This window comes from Mesorhizobium sp. AR07, assembly GCF_024746815.1.
Lineage (GTDB): Bacteria > Pseudomonadota > Alphaproteobacteria > Rhizobiales > Rhizobiaceae > Mesorhizobium.
In genome coordinates this window covers 2,175,857-2,193,536 of sequence record NZ_CP080525.1, presented here as the reverse complement: position 1 = coordinate 2,193,536, position 17,680 = coordinate 2,175,857, and the positions used below count along the sequence as shown (strand labels likewise).

General features: G+C 62.2%; 16 protein-coding genes. 11 read left to right on the top strand and 5 right to left on the bottom strand.

Translation table 11 applies throughout. From position 1 onward, the window contains the following. Positions 1 to 3: 3 nt before the first annotated feature. Entirely contained in the window at positions 4 to 1,158 is a 1,155-nt protein-coding gene (locus BPNPMPFG_RS11130) for a mandelate racemase/muconate lactonizing enzyme family protein (protein WP_258595381.1), read from the top strand. 26 nt (positions 1,159 to 1,184) lie between these two features. Then, complete coding sequence (locus tag BPNPMPFG_RS11125) at positions 1,185 to 1,928, top strand: ribonuclease activity regulator RraA (RefSeq protein WP_258595380.1); 744 nt, start codon at positions 1,185 to 1,187, stop codon at positions 1,926 to 1,928. Between the two features lie 114 nt (positions 1,929 to 2,042). Here the strand turns inward: BPNPMPFG_RS11125 and BPNPMPFG_RS11120 are convergent, their stop codons facing one another. Next, positions 2,043 to 2,762, bottom strand: coding sequence for a DeoR/GlpR family DNA-binding transcription regulator (locus BPNPMPFG_RS11120; protein ID WP_258595379.1), 720 nt, complete (start codon positions 2,760 to 2,762; stop codon positions 2,043 to 2,045). Positions 2,763 to 2,949: 187 nt separating this feature from the next. On the opposite strand from BPNPMPFG_RS11120, the gene deoC reads away from it, so the two are divergent. Continuing rightward, the gene (deoC, locus tag BPNPMPFG_RS11115; RefSeq protein WP_413776843.1) at positions 2,950 to 3,939 is read left to right on the top strand and encodes a deoxyribose-phosphate aldolase; all 990 of its coding nucleotides are present in this window, start codon (positions 2,950 to 2,952) and stop codon (positions 3,937 to 3,939) included. Positions 3,940 to 3,950: 11 nt separating this feature from the next. Continuing rightward, a complete protein-coding gene (locus tag BPNPMPFG_RS11110; RefSeq protein ID WP_258595378.1) occupies positions 3,951 to 6,341 on the top strand; it encodes an aldehyde dehydrogenase family protein in 2,391 nt (796 codons plus the stop codon). 245 nt (positions 6,342 to 6,586) lie between these two features. Here BPNPMPFG_RS11110 and BPNPMPFG_RS11105 read toward each other — a convergent pair whose 3' ends face one another. Next, complete coding sequence (locus tag BPNPMPFG_RS11105; RefSeq protein WP_258595377.1) at positions 6,587 to 7,114, bottom strand: DedA family protein; 528 nt, start codon at positions 7,112 to 7,114, stop codon at positions 6,587 to 6,589. Between the two features lie 172 nt (positions 7,115 to 7,286). Here BPNPMPFG_RS11105 and BPNPMPFG_RS11100 point away from each other — a divergent pair, with 172 nt between their 5' ends. Next, positions 7,287 to 8,075 (top strand): transglutaminase-like cysteine peptidase, encoded by a 789-nt coding sequence (locus tag BPNPMPFG_RS11100; RefSeq protein WP_319945983.1) that lies wholly within the window; start codon positions 7,287 to 7,289, stop codon positions 8,073 to 8,075. 190 nt (positions 8,076 to 8,265) lie between these two features. Here the strand turns inward: BPNPMPFG_RS11100 and BPNPMPFG_RS11095 are convergent, their stop codons facing one another. Then, positions 8,266 to 8,859 carry a hypothetical protein gene (locus BPNPMPFG_RS11095; protein WP_413776842.1) on the bottom strand — a complete coding sequence of 198 codons (594 nt, stop codon included), beginning with the start codon at positions 8,857 to 8,859 and terminating at the stop codon, positions 8,266 to 8,268. Positions 8,860 to 9,279: 420 nt separating this feature from the next. Further along, positions 9,280 to 9,888 carry an NADPH-dependent F420 reductase gene (locus BPNPMPFG_RS11090; RefSeq protein ID WP_258595375.1) on the bottom strand — a complete coding sequence of 203 codons (609 nt, stop codon included), beginning with the start codon at positions 9,886 to 9,888 and terminating at the stop codon, positions 9,280 to 9,282. 105 nt (positions 9,889 to 9,993) lie between these two features. Here BPNPMPFG_RS11090 and BPNPMPFG_RS11085 point away from each other — a divergent pair, with 105 nt between their 5' ends. The 5 genes from BPNPMPFG_RS11085 to BPNPMPFG_RS11065 all read left to right on the top strand — a co-directional run bounded on the left by BPNPMPFG_RS11085 (position 9,994) and on the right by BPNPMPFG_RS11065 (position 14,687). Beyond that, positions 9,994 to 10,989, top strand: coding sequence for a LysR family transcriptional regulator (locus tag BPNPMPFG_RS11085; protein ID WP_258595374.1), 996 nt, complete (start codon positions 9,994 to 9,996; stop codon positions 10,987 to 10,989). 451 nt (positions 10,990 to 11,440) lie between these two features. Beyond that, entirely contained in the window at positions 11,441 to 12,031 is a 591-nt protein-coding gene (locus BPNPMPFG_RS11080; protein WP_413776841.1) for a hydrolase, read from the top strand. A gap of 101 nt (positions 12,032 to 12,132) precedes the next feature. Continuing rightward, a complete protein-coding gene (locus tag BPNPMPFG_RS11075; protein ID WP_258595370.1) occupies positions 12,133 to 13,101 on the top strand; it encodes a quinone oxidoreductase family protein in 969 nt (322 codons plus the stop codon). A 29-nt stretch (positions 13,102 to 13,130) separates the two neighbouring features. After that, positions 13,131 to 13,580, top strand: a complete 450-nt coding sequence (locus BPNPMPFG_RS11070) for an ester cyclase (RefSeq protein ID WP_258595369.1) — start codon at positions 13,131 to 13,133, stop codon at positions 13,578 to 13,580. Positions 13,581 to 13,739: 159 nt separating this feature from the next. Continuing rightward, the gene (locus BPNPMPFG_RS11065; RefSeq protein WP_258595367.1) at positions 13,740 to 14,687 is read left to right on the top strand and encodes a DUF5996 family protein; all 948 of its coding nucleotides are present in this window, start codon (positions 13,740 to 13,742) and stop codon (positions 14,685 to 14,687) included. Positions 14,688 to 14,947: 260 nt separating this feature from the next. Here the strand turns inward: BPNPMPFG_RS11065 and BPNPMPFG_RS11060 are convergent, their stop codons facing one another. Beyond that, on the bottom strand, positions 14,948 to 15,184 hold the full coding sequence (locus tag BPNPMPFG_RS11060) for a hypothetical protein (RefSeq protein WP_258596713.1): 237 nt from the start codon (positions 15,182 to 15,184) through the stop codon (positions 14,948 to 14,950). A 308-nt stretch (positions 15,185 to 15,492) separates the two neighbouring features. Between BPNPMPFG_RS11060 and gspD the strand changes: the two genes are divergently transcribed. Then, entirely contained in the window at positions 15,493 to 17,619 is a 2,127-nt protein-coding gene (gene gspD / locus BPNPMPFG_RS11055) for a type II secretion system secretin GspD (protein ID WP_258595366.1), read from the top strand. The last annotated feature ends 61 nt before the right edge of the window (positions 17,620 to 17,680 follow it).

Here is a 17,680-nt window from a genome sequence, read left to right as displayed (position 1 = left end):
TTCATGAAAATCACCGCGATCATTCCCTATCCGACCTGGGTCGGCATCCGGAACCAGCTCATCGTCAAGGTGGAGACCGACGAAGGTATTTACGGCTGGGGCGAGAGCGGCCTGTCTGGCCGCGAGAAGGCGGTCGTCGGGGCCATCGAACACTATCGCGAGTTCCTGATCGGCCGCGATCCTTTCGCCATCGGCGCGCTGTGGCAGGAGATGTATCGCAGCCAGTATTTCGAAGGCGGGCGGGTGCTCACCGCCGCGATCTCGGCCATCGACATCGCGCTGCACGACATCAAGGGCAAGGCGCTTGGCGTGCCGGTCCATCAGTTGCTCGGCGGCAAGCAGCGCAACCACATCCCGACCTTTGCAACGACCAGGGGTCCGTGCGGGCCAGAGATGATCGAGCAAGCCAGGGAACTGATGGCGATGGGATGGAACGCCATCCGGCTTTTCCCGGCCGATCACGAAAGCCTGGGCGTCTACGAGCCGCGCCAGAGCCTGGCCGAGACGGCCAGATGGTGCGTCAAGGCCCGCGAGGAACTTGGCGAGGCGGTCGTGCTGGGCGTCGACTACCATCACCGGCTGTCGGTCGCGGAAGCCGCCAGCTATTGCCAGAAAATGCCATCCGGCACGCTCGATTTTCTTGAAGAACCGATCCGCGACGAGACGCCGGAAGCCTACGAGGCGCTCAGGAAACTCACCGACGTGCCTTTCGCGATCGGCGAGGAGTTTTCGAGCAAGTGGCAATTCCTGCCGTACATCGAGCGCGACATTCACCAGTTCAACCGCATCGACGTGTGCAATGTCGGCGGCTTGACCGAGGCGATGAAAGTCGCCGGCTGGAGCGAGGCACATTACGTCGACATGATGCCGCACAATCCGCTCGGGCCGATCTGCACGGCGGCGACGATCCATTTCGCTGCGGCGGTCGCCAATTTCACCTGGCTCGAAACCCGCGCGTCGCCCGGCGAACTTTATTACGGCTTCGACGACGCCGGGATATTCACCGTCCAGCCCCGCCTCAACGGCGTCGTCTACGACGTGAGCGACGCTCCCGGCCTCGGCGTCGAGGTGGATGAGGCGCTGGTGAAGAAGCAAAGCTTCAAGTTCTGGGAAGCCCCCCACCTGCGCCGCACGGACGGCTCGGTCACCAACTGGTAGGCCCAGCGGGCCAAAGGAGATTTGCCATGACCCATACACCCGGTATCACCCGGCCACCCAGCAACGTCATCGGTGCGCTCAAGGACATAGGCTCGGCCACCGTCGCCGGCACACTGGGGCATATGGGCATCCGCAACCCGCACATCATGGGGCCGGTGAGCTGGAACAAGGGCAAGTCGATCGTCGGCCCCGCGCTGACGCTGCAGTTCATGCCCAAGCGCGAGGACCTCTACGGCGAAGGCGAATATGCCGACCCGGAGAAACAGCTCCACCGTCACGTGCTTTACCACGTGCAGGAAGGCGACATCGTCGTCGTCGATGCGCGCGGCGACATGAGCGCCGGTGTCTTCGGCGACATGATGTCGACCTACTTCAAAGGACGCGGCGGCGCCGGCATGGTCATCGACGGCTGTCTGCGCGACTATCCCAATCTCAAGAAACTCGACCTGCCGCTCTGGGTGCGCGGCTGGACACCCAACTTCCACACCCAGACCGGCCTGATGCCGTTCGCGGTCAACGTGCCGATTGCCTGCGGCGGCGTCACTGTCATTCCTGGCGACATCATCGTGGCCGACGACGACGGCGCCGTCGTCCTGCCCATTGCTCTTGCGGCGCAGGTCATCGAAACTTCGAAGGTCCATCACGAGTGGGAGGACTTCTCCCGTATGAAGCTGATGCAGGGTGCTCCGCTGCAGCGCTACTATCCGCTGCATGACGATGCCCGAGGCGAATACGAGGAGTGGCGCAAAACCAATCGCTTGGCGGATTGACGTTGGAATCACCCAGCACCGGCGAACGCCGCCCGTTGGCGTCCGCCGGTGTCGGGGCCAAGATTCAACTGACGGATATGCTGGAAGCGGCGGCCAATGTGGAATGCAAGCCCGCTATTGGCTCGGGCGATCCGAGACGATCGACGTGAAGGCCGTAACTTCGGCAAAATGTGCCGGCCTGACCTTTCCGAACTTGCTCGCATCGACGACGAGGTGCGATTCGAGCGCGCGCTCGATCACCATCTGCTTGATGGGCACCTCATGGAAATGGGAGCAAGTGACGCCGCGCGTCTCGTGCACGCCGCCGGCCGAGATGAAGGCCTTGTTCAGGTTGATCCTTGCCAGGGTCTCCAACCCTTCCTCGCCCGAGAATGACGCGGCCGCCGGATGATAGAGACCGCCGAGCAGAATGAGCCTTATGTTGTTGCGGTGGCACAGGATCTCGGCCACGTTCATCGAGTAGCATATCGCCGTCAGACGCATGCCCTCGGGAATGCGGGCCGCCAGATGCGGCGTCGTCGTGCCGCAATCGATGAAGATCGTGTCGTCCTCCTCGATGAGCTTCACTGCCTGCGCACAGGCAACGGCCTTCGCCGTGGCGTGGCTGTCCTTCTCCGCGTCGAGGACATAGTCGCCCGCCGCGCTATCGAGCGCGCCCACGATATGGCCGCCTAGGCAGGTGAAGCGGTCCCTGGCCTCGGCAATGTCGCGCCGGATCGTCATCTCCGAGACGCCGAGCCGCACGGCAGTGTCACGAAGCCTGAGCACGCCGTCTCGGTCCAGCATCGTGCGAAGTGCGTCGAGCCGCTCGCCCCTGTGTCCTGCTCTGCTCATGCGTTCTCCGTTGCGGACGCGTTTCAGGGGCGGCTTTGCGCCGCAGCGCCATAAACCGATCCATGCGCCCTTGACAGTTTCGTCGTCAATATGAAACGATCCGAACATAATGTTTGAACTATAACATATTGCGTAAGCCGCACCTAAGCGGCAGGCTGCAAGCCACACCAGAGGACGGGCAACATCCGTGACAAAACCGGATCATTCGACGCTGCAGCGACTTGAGAACTTCCGACGCAACGAGGGCATTTCGCTTCGAATTGACGCCTTTGAGGCAATCGAGGTCAATCTGAGCGCCGTGGAGCGACGGGCATCGACTTTGCCCACCCGCCGTTCGGTGAAAAAGGAGTATCAGGCCGCATGGCTGGTCAAGGCGCTGACCTGCATCGACCTGACGACACTGGCGGGCGACGACACGCCCGACCGTGTCCAGCGGCTGTGCGCGAAGGCAAGACGACCCTTGAGCGACGAACTGGTCGAGGGGTTGGGGCTGACGGCGACGCCGCCAAGGGTGGGGGCGGTCTGCGTTTACCCAACCATGGTTCCGGCCGCTGTCAACGCGCTTGCCGGTTCCGGCATTCCGGTGGCGTCGGTCGCCACCGGCTTCCCGGCAGGCCTGACGCCGCTGCCGCAGCGCCTCGCTGAAATCCGCTATGCGGTGGGCGAGGGGGCGCAGGAGATCGACATCGTCATCAACCGGGCGCTGGTGTTCCGTCAGGACTGGTTTGCGCTTTACGACGAAGTCGCCGCCATGCGCGAAGCCTGCGGCGAGGCACATCTGAAAGCGATCCTGGCGACCGGCGACCTGAAGACGCTGCGCAACGTGTACAAAGCCTCCATGGTCTCGATGCAGGCAGGCGCCGATTTCATCAAGACGTCGACCGGGAAGGAAGACGTCAACGCCACGCTGCCGGTCAGCCTGGTCATGCTGCGGGCGCTGCGCGACTATGGGCAGCAAACCGGTTTCAAGATCGGCTTCAAGCCAGCGGGCGGGCTGAAGACCGCCAAGGACGCCCTGAACTGGCAGTTCCTGATGAAGGAGGAATTGGGCCGGCGCTGGCTGGAACCCGATCTGTTCCGCATCGGCGCAAGCTCGCTGCTGGGCGATATCGAACGCCAGCTCGAGCACTATGTCACCGGCCGCTACTCCGCCACCTACCGGCACGCACTCGCCTGAAAGAGACACCCATGGCCCTCATCAAGGATATCCTGCAAACCATGGAATATGGTCCGTCGCCCGAAAGCAACGATCACATCATCGCCTGGCTTGGGCAGCATGAGGTGGGCTTTGGCCACTTCATCGACGGCAAGTTCACCGATCCGGCGGTGGGCGCCAGCTTCGAAGTGACAAATCCGGCAAACGGCGCCGCGCTTGCCCGCGTGGCGCTGGGAACGGCTGACGACGTGGACCGCGCGGTCGCCGCCGCCGCCCGCGCCTTCAAGAGCTGGTCGAAGCTTTCGGGCCACGAGCGGGCGCGGCACCTCTACGCGCTGGCCCGCCATATCCAGAAGCGCGACCGCTTCCTGGCCGTGCTGGAATCCATGGACAACGGCAAGCCTATTCGCGAAAGCCGCGACATCGACATTCCGCTGGTCGCGCGCCACTTCTACCACCATGCCGGCTGGGCGGAACTGATCGAAAGCGAAATGCCCGGCCATCAACCGGTCGGCGTCTGCGGCCAGATCATCCCGTGGAACTTTCCGCTGCTGATGCTTGCATGGAAGATCGCGCCGGCGCTTGCCGCGGGCAACACGGTCGTCCTGAAGCCCGCCGAGCAGACTCCCCTCACGGCGCTTGCCTTTGCCGAAATCTGCCGCGAGGCGGGCCTGCCGGACGGTGTCGTCAACATCGTGACCGGTGAAGGCGAAACGGGCGCGGCACTTGTCGGCCATCCAGGGGTCGGCAAGATCGCCTTTACCGGCTCGACGGAAGTGGGCCGCATCATTCGCCGGGCAACGGCCGGATCGGGCAAGAAGCTGTCGCTGGAACTCGGTGGCAAATCCCCCTTCATCGTCTTCGACGACGCCGATCTCGACAGCGCGGTCGAAGGGCTGGTCGACGCGATCTGGTTCAACCAGGGCGAGGTGTGCTGCGCCGGTTCGCGCCTGCTGGTGCAGGAGGGAATCGCCGAGAAGCTCTATGCCAAGCTGCGCGCACGCATGCAGACGTTGCGCGTCGGCGATCCGCTCGACAAATCCACGGACATCGGCGCGGTCGTCTCGACCGAACAGCTGGAGCGTATCGGCTCGCTGGTCGCCAAGGGCAAGCAGGAAGGTGCCGACGTCTTTCAACCGTCGATCCCGATGCCGGCGAAAGGCTGCTTCTTCCTGCCGACGCTGATGACCGGCGTAGCGCCTGCCTCGACGGTGGCGACCGTCGAGATCTTCGGTCCGGTGCTCGTGGCGATGACCTTCCGCACACCCGACGAGGCGGTGGCACTTGCCAACAACACCCGCTTTGGCCTTGCCGCTTCGGTCTGGTCGGAGAACATCAACCGCAGCCTCGATGTCGCCGCGCGCATCAAGGCCGGCGTGGTCTGGATCAACGCCACCAATCTGTTCGACGCGGCGGCCGGCTTTGGCGGCTACCGTGAGAGCGGCTTCGGGCGCGAAGGCGGGCGGGAAGGGCTCTACGAATATCTGGTGCCCGACCATGGCAAGCCGGCAAAGGGCAAGCAGGCCGCCAGGCCCGTGCTCAACGCAGCACCTTCCTCCATGACGGCGGTGGCGGTGTCGAGCGATGCGATCGACCGCACGGCGAAGCTTTATGTCGGCGGCAAGCAGGCGAGGCCGGATTCCGGTTACAGCTACGCCGTCGTCAGTCCGGCGGGAAAGACCGCCGGCCAGGCCGGCCTCGGCAACCGCAAGGATATCCGCAATGCCGTGGAGGCGGCAGCCATGGCGGGGAACTGGGGGGCTGCCACCGCGCACAACCGTGCGCAGATCCTCTACTACATTGCCGAGAACCTGTCGGCCCGCGCGGCCGAATTCGAGGCGCGGCTGCGCTCGATGACCGGCGCCTCGGCCAAGGATGCGGCAACGGAAGTGGCCGCATCGATCCGCCGGACGTTCTTCTATGCGGGCTTCGCCGACAAGCACGATGGCGCGGTGCACTCGACCAAGTCGCGGCATGTGACGCTGGCGATGAACGAGCCCTTCGGCATCATGGGGCTGGTCTGCCCCGATGAAGCGCCGCTTCTCGGCTTCGTCTCGCTGGTGATGCCGACGCTTGCCGCGGGCAACCGCGTCATCGCCGTCCCGTCGGCGCGTTATCCTCTGGCGGCGACCGACTTTTACCAGTTGCTCGATACCAGCGACGTTCCGGCCGGCGTGGTCAGCATCGTGACTGGCGAGACATCGGGCCTCGCCAGGATGCTGGCCGAGCATGATGAAGTCGCCGCGCTTTGGGATTTCGGCTCTGCGGGCGGCACGGGTCCGGTCGAAACCGCATCCGCCGGCAATCTCAAGCCCGTGTGGGGCGGCGGCATGCGGGACTGGGCATCGCCCGACAGCCAGGGCCGTGAGTTCCTGCGCCGCGCGACGCAGGTCAAGAACATCTGGGTACCTTACGGGGAGTAGCCTGCCGGCCGCGCGCGCGGGGGAGGGCGCGGCAATAGAAGCAGGCCCGCTCTGGTGGGTCCGCAAAGCGCTTTGCGACGGTGGGGTTGGTGCACGCAGCGCCCCACGCTACGCGCATTTTTCCGGACGGCCGCGTGACCAAACTGGTCCGGACCATCGGCGGAGGAACGTCTGTCCGCTCGCAAAGCGCAGGCGCCACCCCCATGCTTCATGCACGGAAGGACGCTGCGCAGGCCGGCTGCCCGTTACATCCACTGCTGCAGCCATTTGAGGCCGAACGCGCCCGGAGCCAGAATGCCGGTAGCCCAAACGAGAGCAGAGGCGATGTTGGCAATCTGAAACGTAAGGGGGGGCATCGCGCAGATGCCCGCCACCAGTGGCACGGATGCGCGCAAGGGACCGAAGAAGCGCCCGAAGAATACCCCCGCCACGCCCCATCGCTCGAAGAATTGGTGACCGCGCGGAATGAGGTCCGGGTAGCGCGACAGGGGCCAGTAATGCGCAACCCTGCTCCCCAACCGCGTGCCGATCCAGAAGGACAGCCAGTCTCCCAATGCGGCTCCGACGGCGGCGGCAAGCCAGAGCGGCCAGAATGCGATCCCGCTTTCGCCGATGAGAAAGCCGACGCCGATCAGAATCACTGTCGCAGGCAACAACAGGGAGATGAACGCCAGCGATTCCCCGAAAGCCAGCACGAGCACCAAGGGAATGCCCCACGCTTCATGGGCCTGGATAAAGGCGATCGTCGCTTGGGTGATTTGATCGAGGCTCATTCGTCAACGTGTCGAGTTGTCGTGAATTGTCATCCGGAGGAGACGCTGTGGCAACCGCCTCGATTCAGACCGATGCCAGAAGCCACCGCTTCTGGCAAAGCGAGTTCATCTTAATCACCAGCAATTTTAGGAATGCCGGTCGCTCTGCGTTAACTTTTTATTAAACATTTAGTTGACCTGGGTTGCCGTTTTCGCGTTAGCTGCTCATCAGGATAAGCGTTGTGGCGTGGTGGTGACGGTGATGTCGCGCTGGTTTTTCGTAGCGATCTTTTCGGCATGTCTAGGCTTGGTGCCGCTGGCAAATGCGGGATCGGTCCGGCCGTCGGCGGACAAGGAAACCTACCTTTCTTCCTTTAACAAATACGCGATTACCTTCGAGGCCACACAGGCTCGAAGCACGGCGATCGGCTCCGCGACATCAGCAGCCGTTGGCGGAAGGACAAGCATTCCCTACGGCTGGGTGGATTTCTGCGGCCGGCGTCCGGAGCAATGCAAGGTCTCTGCCCTGCCAGCAGTGGACCTGAAACTCACGCCCAGGACGTGGAGCATCCTCGACCGCGTCAATAGAGAGGTAAACGGCTATATCGTCCCAATCAGCAACCTCGAGCATTGGGGTACGATGCAGGACCACTGGGACTATCCGGTCGATGGCAAGGGCGATTGCAAGATCTACGCGCTGTTCAAGCGAAAGCTGCTTCTTGATGCCGGATTCCCCCGGCAGGCATTGCTGATGACGGTTGTTTACGACCTGAATGGCGAGGGTCATGCCATTCTCACGGTGAAGACCGACAAGGGCGATTTTGTTCTCGATAACCTCGTCAACAAAATCAGGTCGTGGGATGCCACGGGTTACTATTTCCTCAAACGCCAATCGCAGCAGAACCCGAACATCTGGGTGTCCATCAACTTGCGGGGCAAGGCGGCGAGGAGCCCCGACACGCACCGCAAGGTGTTCAACTGATCCGGATCGGGATGAGACAGGTCAGATCGAAATGGAAATCTGACGGTCAATTTCACAATCCAACCGCTTGGCAAAGCCATCGAAAGCTATCGCAACAAGTAGGACTGATCGCATGGCGGGATTCTGAATATCCTTGCCGGGTGCCGGTCACCCCCGGCGGTGTCGCCACTTCGCCGGGGCGCAGGCTCTTTCAAGAAGAGGGAAGGCGCGGCTCTTCGACAAGATAGAACTGCTCCTTCGGCGTGAAATCAGTCACCAGAAAAGAAAACGAAACCGTATCGAGCGGATCAACCTTGCCTTTTCGAAACAGCAGCCTGTCATAAGGCTGGAATTCGCGACTGAATTCAGCGAAACTGTTGGACCTGATCATGCTCTCCTGGCGCTGCGCCTGGTCGAAGGAAAGCCCATCGCTGTCATCACTTGGCTGGTTCAAAATCGACTGCAACTCGAACTCGAATTCAATCCAGGCATGGTCGCTGTTGTTGAGGACGATAATCTTCAGCGGCAGGAAGCCAGTGGCGTAGTCGCCCGAGGATCCATACGGTTGAATTGGCCGGATGGCACGTATGGTCAGCGTTACCGGGTCAGCCGAGTTCAACTCCTCGGTGACGACGATTGGATCGGCTATTGTTCCGGTCCCCGAGGCTGAGGTGATCCGGAATCCGCCGCGTTCGTCAGAAAACGAATAGGCGCCTGCGTCGAAGATTCGGGGTGTTGTGCTATCGGCTTTGGCGTGCGGGACGCTCGCGGCCAGCAAAGCCGCAAGTGCTCTGGCGAAGCGCAAGCCTGATATCCTATCCGACATGCTCGAAGTATGAACGACAATCGCTCGGCCGCATACTGGAGTAGTGCACACCAGATGGATATGTTGGCGGTATAGCGGTCGACCGCACGGTCGTCGGAAGCTGCCGAAAAGATTGCCCCAAGACCCACTCGGCCCTTATCGGGACGCGGAGCGGAGTGCGGAATCAGGGCCAACATCCGTCGCGTCTTCGCTGTGACTGGGACTGTCTTGCCAAGGCTCGCACCGCCTTCGCCGCTCATCTGTTCTATGAGCTACTCGCCCGCCGGTTGCTCAACCTTGCTGAAGACTGGCTCAGACGTGTTCTTCGCTGCCAGTCGGATCCAGTCGATGAGGATGTTCGAATGAACAGACATGTGAACACAGCCCAACAACGCTCATCGGCATCGCTAAACCTGCCAATCAATTGAGTTCGACCAGATCCCTGGCGACCAATGCCCCGCCGAACTGCTGCAGATGACTGGCTTGGCGCAACGTGCCGAGGTCGAGCGGGCGATAGCCGAGGCGCTCGATCAGGCTGACGGCCCGCGACCTTGCGTCCGCATCGTCACCCGAAAGCACCACCACCCGGCGCCCTCCGGCCTGCTCCGGGAGTTCCGCCAATTTGGCGGCAGGGATGGTGTTGAAAGCTTTGACGATCCGCGCGCCGGGAAAAGCCCCGGCCACGACTTCCGTCGACAGGCGGCCACCGAGGTCGGCGGGCTTGAATGCGGGAAACGCGATCGCGTTGCTCGCATCGATCACCAAACGTCCGCTCCAATCGACCCCCTCCGCCGCCGCGCTCTGGGCAAGGGGGCTGATGGCGCTAAACGGGATCGCCAGGATCACCACGTCCGCCCGAAGCGCCTCATTAGCCGTAACCGGCCTGACGCTTGGGCCCAGTTCGTGGACGGCATCCGTGAGGGAGGAGGGGCCACGGCTGTTGGCCAGTAGAACTTCAATAGCGCCACGGGCGAACTGCGTTGCGATGGCATGGCCGATCGCGCCGGATCCGACGATTGCATAGGTCATTTAGCCGCTTCCCGATCAGAGTCGTTGAAATTCCTCGAGGTCTAGCGGTGGTGACATATCGTCGAAAGCTGGATAATTTCGATCCGCTCATTCGAGGAAATCGGCATGTCAGATCCGGGTACGCCAACGTTCGATCAATTGCGGGTGTTCCTCGCGGTTGTCGATGCCGGCAGTTTCGCCGGAGCGGCGCGCCAAACCAACCGAGCGACTTCGGTCATCAGCTACACGATCACCAATCTGGAAGCGCAACTGGGCGTTACGCTTTTCGCGCGAGCGTCCACCCGCCGACCTCAACTCACCAGCGAAGGGCGTGTCTTGCTGGCAGAGGCGCGCAACGTCGCGTTGGGGTTCAACCGGTTGCGCGCGAAGGCCAAGGGCCTTCATCAGGGCATCGAATCAGAGGTCCACCTCGCCTTCGATGTGATGTTGCCGGCAGCGCGCGTGGTCGACGCGCTAAGGAATTTCCAAGACGAATTTCCAACCGTCCCCCTGCGGCTGAGAGCGGAGGCGCTTGGCGCCGTCACCCAACTCGTCCTCGATCGAACGTCGATGATCGGCGTCCGCGGCCCTCCCGACGTGGAAATCGACGGCCTTGAGCGGATCGGCGTCGGCAGTGTCCATCTTGTCCCGGTCGCAGCGCCCTCGCATCCCCTGGCATGTGGGGCGGTCGAGGTCGGCGCCGGGCGCCAGCACGTTCAGCTGGTTCTCACGGACCGCTCGGCACTCACCGCGGGTTCGGACCTCGGTGTCATGGGCACGCACACCTGGCGGGTGGCGGACCTCGCCACCAAACACATGCTGCTTAGGGAAGGCATCGGCTGGGGTACGATGCCGGAGCCGATGGTCCTTGATGATCTCGCATCCGGCAGACTCGTACTGCTCGACATGCCGGATTTCAAAGGCGGTCACTATCGCTTCTTCGCAATTCACCGAACGGACATGCCACCTGGCCCCGCCGCATCGTTCCTGATCGATCAGTTCGATCGTCAGTCGCATGGCATGAATGGTGGTACTTTGCAGACTTTTGCATCGACTGACGCCACTCGTCCCATTGTCATTAAGCCCCAACATAGTCGCGATGCCGTGCGAGAAGGCAACTAACGTCGTCAAGGCCGGCGGCCTCCAATTGAGTCGATGAAACCAGAGGCCTGACCCAGCCACAGCCTACGGGCTCATGCAGGCAATAACTTCCTGCGCCGAGTGCGATGGCCTGCATCAAGCAGCCAGCCATCGTCATCTTTTCCAAAGATATATCGGCCGGGTCACGTCGGACCCCGCGCCGGGGGCGAAAACACCGGTTCCCCACTCGGCTCGCCACGGCTTGTCGATTGCGTCGAACGTCACGCTCGACCTTATCTGGCTGTTCGCGCGCGCCGACTAAGGCAAATCTGCACATACATCCGAGCGTTCTTCCCGGTGTCTGGTTTGGCCCAGTGTCTGGTTTGGGACGACGGTGTTCCGCAAAACATCCAATTAGGAGGACGCCTTGTCAGCATCAACATTTCCCAAAGTTGGCCTCGAAGCAATGTTAACGCCTGACAACTGCATTCTTATGCTAATCGACCACCAGCCGTTCCAGGTTGCAGCCGTTCGAAACATCGATCCGCAACTGATGATCAACAACACGGTTGCGCTCGCGAAAACAGCGAAGGCCTTCAACGTCCCGACCCTGTTGACGACAGTCATCAAGGATCGCGGCGGCGACCTTCTGAAGCCGATCCAGGACGTGTTTCCGGATCAAGTTCCGATCGACCGGACGTTCATCAACACCTGGGAAGACAAGGCATGTGTCGACTGGGTCAAGAACACCGGTCGCAAGAAAGTCGTCATAGCTGCACTCTGGACGGAAATTTGTCTCGCTTTCCCCGTCATCCAGGCCCTTGGCGAGGGCTTTGAGGTCTATTTTGTCACCGATGCGTCAGGCGGCGTGAGTGTCGAGGCGCATGACCGCGCCGTTCAACGCATGATCCAGGCTGGTGGTGTCCCGCTGACATGGGGCGTCTTTGGGGCGGAACTCCAGCGCGACTGGGCTCGCGAGTCGACGGTGCCGGCATTGGGGCAGGTGCTGCTCGACCACGGTGGCGCAACCGGCACAAGCCTCGCTTGGGAGTGGCAGCTGCTCGGCTCGCGCGGCGGCGGCTGACGACAATGCTGGACACCGGAGCGTTGATCGCCTGAGCCGCACCGAAGGTCGAGTTCATCGGCGGCTTTCATGGGGAGGCCGCCGTCGCCTGGAGACTTGCGATGACAACAATGCGTGCCGTCCGCTTCTCGACGTATGGTCCCCCCTCCGTGCTGAGCGTCATGGAGATAGCCAAGCCTGTCCCACAACCCGGCGAGGCGTTGGTGGAAGTGGCCGCTTCGGCGATCAATCCCAGCGACGTGAAGTTCGTCTCGGGCGTCTTTGCGCCGACGCTGCCGCGGACCCCAGGGCGCGACTATGCCGGCAGCGTCGCCGCGGGATCGGCCCGTTGGGCGGGAAAGTCGGTCTGGGGCAACGGCGCCGGCTTCGGCATAACGCGTGACGGCAGCCACGCTCAATTTGTCGTCGTGCCGGAAGCCTGGCTCTCCGAGATGCCCGACAATCTCTCGGTCGAGCAGGCCGCGGCCGTAGGCGTTCCCTTTGTCACGGCGTGGTCGGCTCTCGTCGTGGCCGGCGAAATCCGGCCCGGGGACACGGTCCTCATTACCGGCGCCTCCGGCGCGGTAGGCCGGGCGGCGGTCCAAATCGCCCATTGGAAGAACGCCCGTGTCATCCGCGCCGGCCGCGACGAGGAACCCCAATCCAGCACGGACCCTTTCATCAACACCAAGACCATGAACCTGCCCGCCATGGTGGCCGCCCTGACCGGGAACAAAGGCGTCAGCCTGGTTCTCGACGCCGTCAGCGGTCCCGTATTCGAGCCGGCAATGAAGTCGATGGGGCTCGATGGCCGCCATGTCGTGATCACGAGCGTCGGCACGCGTCGCGTCGAATTCGATCTCGTGGATTTCTACCACAACCGTCAGCGCCTGATCGGGGTGGACACGGCAAAACTGACGGGCGCCGAGATCGCGGCAATCCTGGACGCGCTTCGCCCCGGCTTCGAAAGCGGCGCGTTGAAACCGTCGCCTGTGAAGAGCTGGCCGCTCAAGGACGCGGTCAAGGCATATGAGGCGGTCGCCGCTGGCGACGCCTCCGCCAAACACGTTCTGAAGCCGAAAGAAATCTAGAGCGTCCAGCCACAGCGAAGGTTCAACCCATGTCCGATTCCGATGCCAACAAAGCCATCGTCCGTCGCTATTTCGAGATGTTCAATTCCGGCGATCTGACCCAGCTCGCCGACATTGTTTCGCAGGACTACGGTGACAAGCTGGACGGACAATCCTCCGGCATCGACGTCATCCGCGGCTATCTCGAGGGCCTGAAGTCCAGCTTTCCCGATTTCACCTGGACCATCGAACAGATCATCGGCGAGGGCGATCGGGTGGCGGTGATGAATCGCGTCAGCGGCACCCAGGTGAATGACTTCGGTGAGATCAAGGCGACCGGCAATCGCATCGATTTCGCAGCCTTCCAATTCTATCGGATCGCCGACGGAAAGCTCGCGGAGCACTGGGAAGTGGCCGACTTCGCCAAGTTCCAGGAGCAACTGACCGCCAAGCCGGCGGCCAGTGCCTTCAAGGCCTTTCAAAACACACTCAAGGGCTGACCGGACACGGAGCAACCGCAAGGCTTGGGCCTGTCCAGATTCCCCAAGATCGCAGGCCGCGGTTGATGCCAGCGATGCAATCAGGTCGGGACCTGTTAATTTGACGCAAAATGGTATGAGGTCATCCGTTCGTGGCAGGCGGAGCGAATGGAGTGAGACATGAATGAGCGGTGGCCCGATATCCCCTATCTGCCGTGGCGCGATACAGGCGCCGCGCTCCAGCTCCACGCACAGATCGTTGGCAAATATCGGCTCGCGCGAACGCCGTGGGTGAACCACTCATGGCACGCTACCTTCTACCCGAATGCCCGTGGTTTCACCACCGGACTGGTGCCCGATGGCGTGGGTGGAATCGAGTTGAGCTTCGACCTTGTCGATCACCAGCTTGTCGGCACATCCACCGACGGACGGGTGGCACGCCTGGCGCTTGGGCCGATGTCGGTTGCCTCGTTCCATTCGCGTTTCCTGGATCTCGTTCGCACGCTTGGAGGAACACCGGAACTGCATGGCCGGCCGAATGAAATTCCCGACGCGATTCCGTTCGCCGAGGATCTGGTCGAGCGGCCCTATGACGCCGAGGCTGTCGCGCGTTTCTTCAGGGCATTCGTATCGGTGGCATTGGTGCTGCAAAAATTCCGCACCGCCTATCTGGGCAAAGTCAGCCCCGTTCATCTCTTCTGGGGTGGCTTCGACCTCGCGGTAACGCGCTTTTCAGGCAGGCCCGCGCCATTGCATCCAGGGGGTATTCCGGCCTTGCCGGATGAGATCACTCGCGAAGCTTACAGCCACGAAGTTTCGTCGGCCGGGTTCTGGCCGGGCGGTGGCATCGGTTTTCCTGCGTTCTATTCCTATGCCTACCCCAGTCCCACAGGATACGCCGAGGCGGAGGTGTTTCCCAAAGAAGCCTATTTTGACAAGACGCTGGGCGAGTTCCTGCTGCCATACGACGCCGTGCGGCTTGCGCCCGATCCTGAAGCAGCCCTGATGGCCTTCCTGGAAAGTACATATCATGCCGCCGCCCGTCTCGGGGAGTGGGATACCGGTTCGCTTGAATGCGCCATGGGTGAGCCTAGACGGCCCCGCCCGCTGCGGCGGCAACCTAGCTGATAAGCCAGGTTCGCTTAGCATCCGCGGTCGTTAAGGGACATGACCGGTTCTGCGGCAATGTCATCAATGGGCCGAACGACAGATTCGGTTTTAGGCCCATCCCTGTTGGCGGCGGCGTATGCCCACAGCCTCGGAATCGTCTTCCAACGGCGCAAGGAAATCCGGCGTCGGTACTGGCGTCGACAGTCTCCGGAAACACGGCCTTCGGTCAGCAACGCGTGCCTCCAGATTTCCTTGCCGGTTTCGGCATCGCCAATCGATCAATCGTCAGAGTTTTGTGTCCGTTCGGCAAGGGCGAAGGTCTGCAAGTTCTTGGCCTTGCCCATGTCCCGATCGGCGTTCGAGATAATCGAAAAGAACGCGGCCCTTGCGATGTCTTTCTTTGAGGCGCTTGGGTGTTCCTTGCGGGCTGCCTTGATCAACTGCTTGGGCGTCATGTCCGGCGTCACGATCCTCATGAGGGTGTCGCCGATCGCCTGCATCTCTCTCGCATCCATTCCGAGAACTCCGTGCTGGTCCGTTCCATCAACAGCAGGGGCGGCAATGGTGGGAAAGTCCGCACTGGGATGCCGGGTCGGGCCATAGCGGACCTCCAGGAACAGCCGTCGTTGAGCGACATGCACTGGAATTACGAATTACGGTGACAGTGCACTTTTTTTACCGAGGCATTTTTGGATCGGATTGCCGGGCAAACTGGAATTGGACCGTCCACCACCAACCCTGTGGATAGACCCACAAGACCCCCATCATTCCAAACATCCGCTTGCAAGAAGCCCTAGACTGGGAACCCAGGGGAATCGGGTGGATGTCGATCAAGCCGAGTAATCGCGTCGTGTTGTGCACGCTGCTGGCGATTGCCGGCTGCACGTCCGCGCCTGGCAAGGACTTCTTCACCGAAACCATCGACAGCCTGCACGCCAGGAACTCCCCCTTGCGGGCAGGATATACCGGGCCGGGCGCCGTCACGTCGGCAGCCGGCCAGGCGCAGCGCTTTACCGGCACGCAGTATCAGGGCTCGGGCCAGTTTGTCTCGTCGGGCGCCCCTGTCACCAAGGTGACGACCGATGGCTCGGGCCAATACGAACTCAATCTGGTCAACGCGCCGATTGCCGCGGCGGCCAAGGCGGTGCTCGGCGACGCCCTGCACCTCAACTACATTGTCGACCCGCGCGTGCAGGGCACGGTGACGCTGCAGACCTCGCAGCCGGTGTCGAAGGATGCGCTGATCGACATCCTGCAATCGGCGCTGGCGGTGAACGCGGCCGGCATCACCAACCGCGGCGGCACCTACCAGGTCGTGCCGCTTTCCGAAGTCATGTCCAGCACACCGCCGGTCAGCGTGCCGTCGGTTTCGCCGTCCGGCCCCGGCGTCAAGGTGCAGGTGCTGCAGCTGCAATTCATCGCCGCCGACGAAATGAAGACCATTCTCGAGCCGATCACCCGCCAGGGCTCGGTGCTCCGGGTCGATTCCACCCGCAACCTGATCACCGTCGCCGGCAACGACAGCGACCTTAATGCCATTCGCGAAGCGGTTTCGGTGTTCGACGTCGACTGGATGCGCGGCATGTCGGTGGCGCTGCATCCGCTGAAGACCTCCAAACCGGAGGCGGTTGCCGCCGAACTCAATTCGATCTTCGGCACCAAGGATGGGCCGGGTGCCAAGCTCATCCAGTTCATCCCCAACGACCGGCTGAATTCGGTGCTGGTGATCACCTCGCGCCCGGCCTATCTCAGCCGGGCGGCGACCTGGATCAACAAGCTCGACAAGCTGGCCGAGACCAACGAAGACCAGCTCTTCGTCTACCAGATACAGAACCGCCCGGCCAAGGAACTGGCCGCGGTGCTGAGCTCCGTTCTCGGCACTTCGGTCAAGACCGAAGGGGGATCGGGCGGCTCGAACGTGTCGCCCGACCAGACCCCGATCGCCATGCAGTCGGACGGCGTCACGCCGGCGCCATTGACCGGGCCGTCGCCTTCGCTGCCCCCGCTGCAGGACGGACAGCCGCCCACCCACGCCACCGTCGTCGCCGATATCGAAAACAATGCGCTGCTGATCCAGACCACGGCGCGCGACTACGCACGCATCGAGCAGATCCTGGCCAAGGTCGACGTGCTGCCGACGCAAGTCATGCTGGAAGCCGTCATCGCCGAAGTCACGCTCAACGACGATCTGAAATACGGCCTGCGCTGGTTCTTCGAGAATGGCGGCATGAAGATTTCGCTGTCGGACGTGGCCAAGGGCGCCGCCGCGGCAGCGCTCCCCGGCTTCAACTGGAGCTATGCGACCGATAACATCCAGGTGACGCTGAACGCCTTGTCCAGTATCACCGACGTCAATGTCATCTCGGCGCCCACCATCATGGCCCTGAACAACCAGAAAGCGGTATTGCAGGTCGGCGACCAGGTGCCCATCGCCACAAGGCAAGTGGTGGACCAGACGCTCGGCAGCTCGCCGGTCGTCTCGGTCGAGATGAAGGACACAGGCGTCATCCTGACGGTGACGCCACGCATCAACAATGCCGGCAGGGTCATGCTCGACATCGAGCAGGAGGTCAGCAATGTGACCAAGACGACCAGCTCCGGTATCGATTCGCCGACCATCCAGCAGCGCAAGATCCAGACCCGCGTTCTGGTCAACGATGGCGAGAGCCTGGCGCTGGGCGGCCTCATCCAGTCGCGCAACAATGTCGACCGCACTCAGGTGCCTATCCTCGGCGACATCCCGATTATCGGCAACGCGTTCAAGCAAAAGACGGACAGTATCGGACGTACCGAACTGATCATCTTTATCAGGCCGCATGTTGTCCGTGACATCAACGAAGCCCGCGAAGTGACGGACGAATTCCGCGGCAAGATCAGCCTGCAGACGCCGATCCAGAAGCGACGCGGCGGCACCAAGCTGCAACAGGACCTGAAGAGGCTGGCGTATTGACGATGGCTGCGCACCCATCTCTCGTGCTGGCTGCCACGGTCGCCCTGGTGGCCGTTCTCGC

Bases quoted from the DNA above. Each gene is read 5' to 3' on its own strand.
- BPNPMPFG_RS11125 (WP_258595380.1), top strand. From the start codon at position 1,185: ATGACCCATACACCCGGTATCACCCGGCCACCCAGCAACGTCATCGGT.
- BPNPMPFG_RS11065 (WP_258595367.1), top strand. From the start codon at position 13,740: ATGAATGAGCGGTGGCCCGATATCCCCTATCTGCCGTGGCGCGATACA.
- gspD (WP_258595366.1), top strand. From the start codon at position 15,493: ATGTCGATCAAGCCGAGTAATCGCGTCGTGTTGTGCACGCTGCTGGCG.
- BPNPMPFG_RS11080 (WP_413776841.1), top strand. From the start codon at position 11,441: ATGCTAATCGACCACCAGCCGTTCCAGGTTGCAGCCGTTCGAAACATC.
- BPNPMPFG_RS11130 (WP_258595381.1), top strand. From the start codon at position 4: ATGAAAATCACCGCGATCATTCCCTATCCGACCTGGGTCGGCATCCGG.
- BPNPMPFG_RS11085 (WP_258595374.1), top strand. From the start codon at position 9,994: ATGTCAGATCCGGGTACGCCAACGTTCGATCAATTGCGGGTGTTCCTC.
- BPNPMPFG_RS11090 (WP_258595375.1), bottom strand. From the start codon at position 9,888: ATGACCTATGCAATCGTCGGATCCGGCGCGATCGGCCATGCCATCGCA.
- BPNPMPFG_RS11075 (WP_258595370.1), top strand. From the start codon at position 12,133: ATGACAACAATGCGTGCCGTCCGCTTCTCGACGTATGGTCCCCCCTCC.
- BPNPMPFG_RS11110 (WP_258595378.1), top strand. From the start codon at position 3,951: ATGGCCCTCATCAAGGATATCCTGCAAACCATGGAATATGGTCCGTCG.
- BPNPMPFG_RS11120 (WP_258595379.1), bottom strand. From the start codon at position 2,762: ATGAGCAGAGCAGGACACAGGGGCGAGCGGCTCGACGCACTTCGCACG.
- BPNPMPFG_RS11070 (WP_258595369.1), top strand. From the start codon at position 13,131: ATGTCCGATTCCGATGCCAACAAAGCCATCGTCCGTCGCTATTTCGAG.
- BPNPMPFG_RS11060 (WP_258596713.1), bottom strand. From the start codon at position 15,184: ATGGATGCGAGAGAGATGCAGGCGATCGGCGACACCCTCATGAGGATC.
- BPNPMPFG_RS11105 (WP_258595377.1), bottom strand. From the start codon at position 7,114: ATGAGCCTCGATCAAATCACCCAAGCGACGATCGCCTTTATCCAGGCC.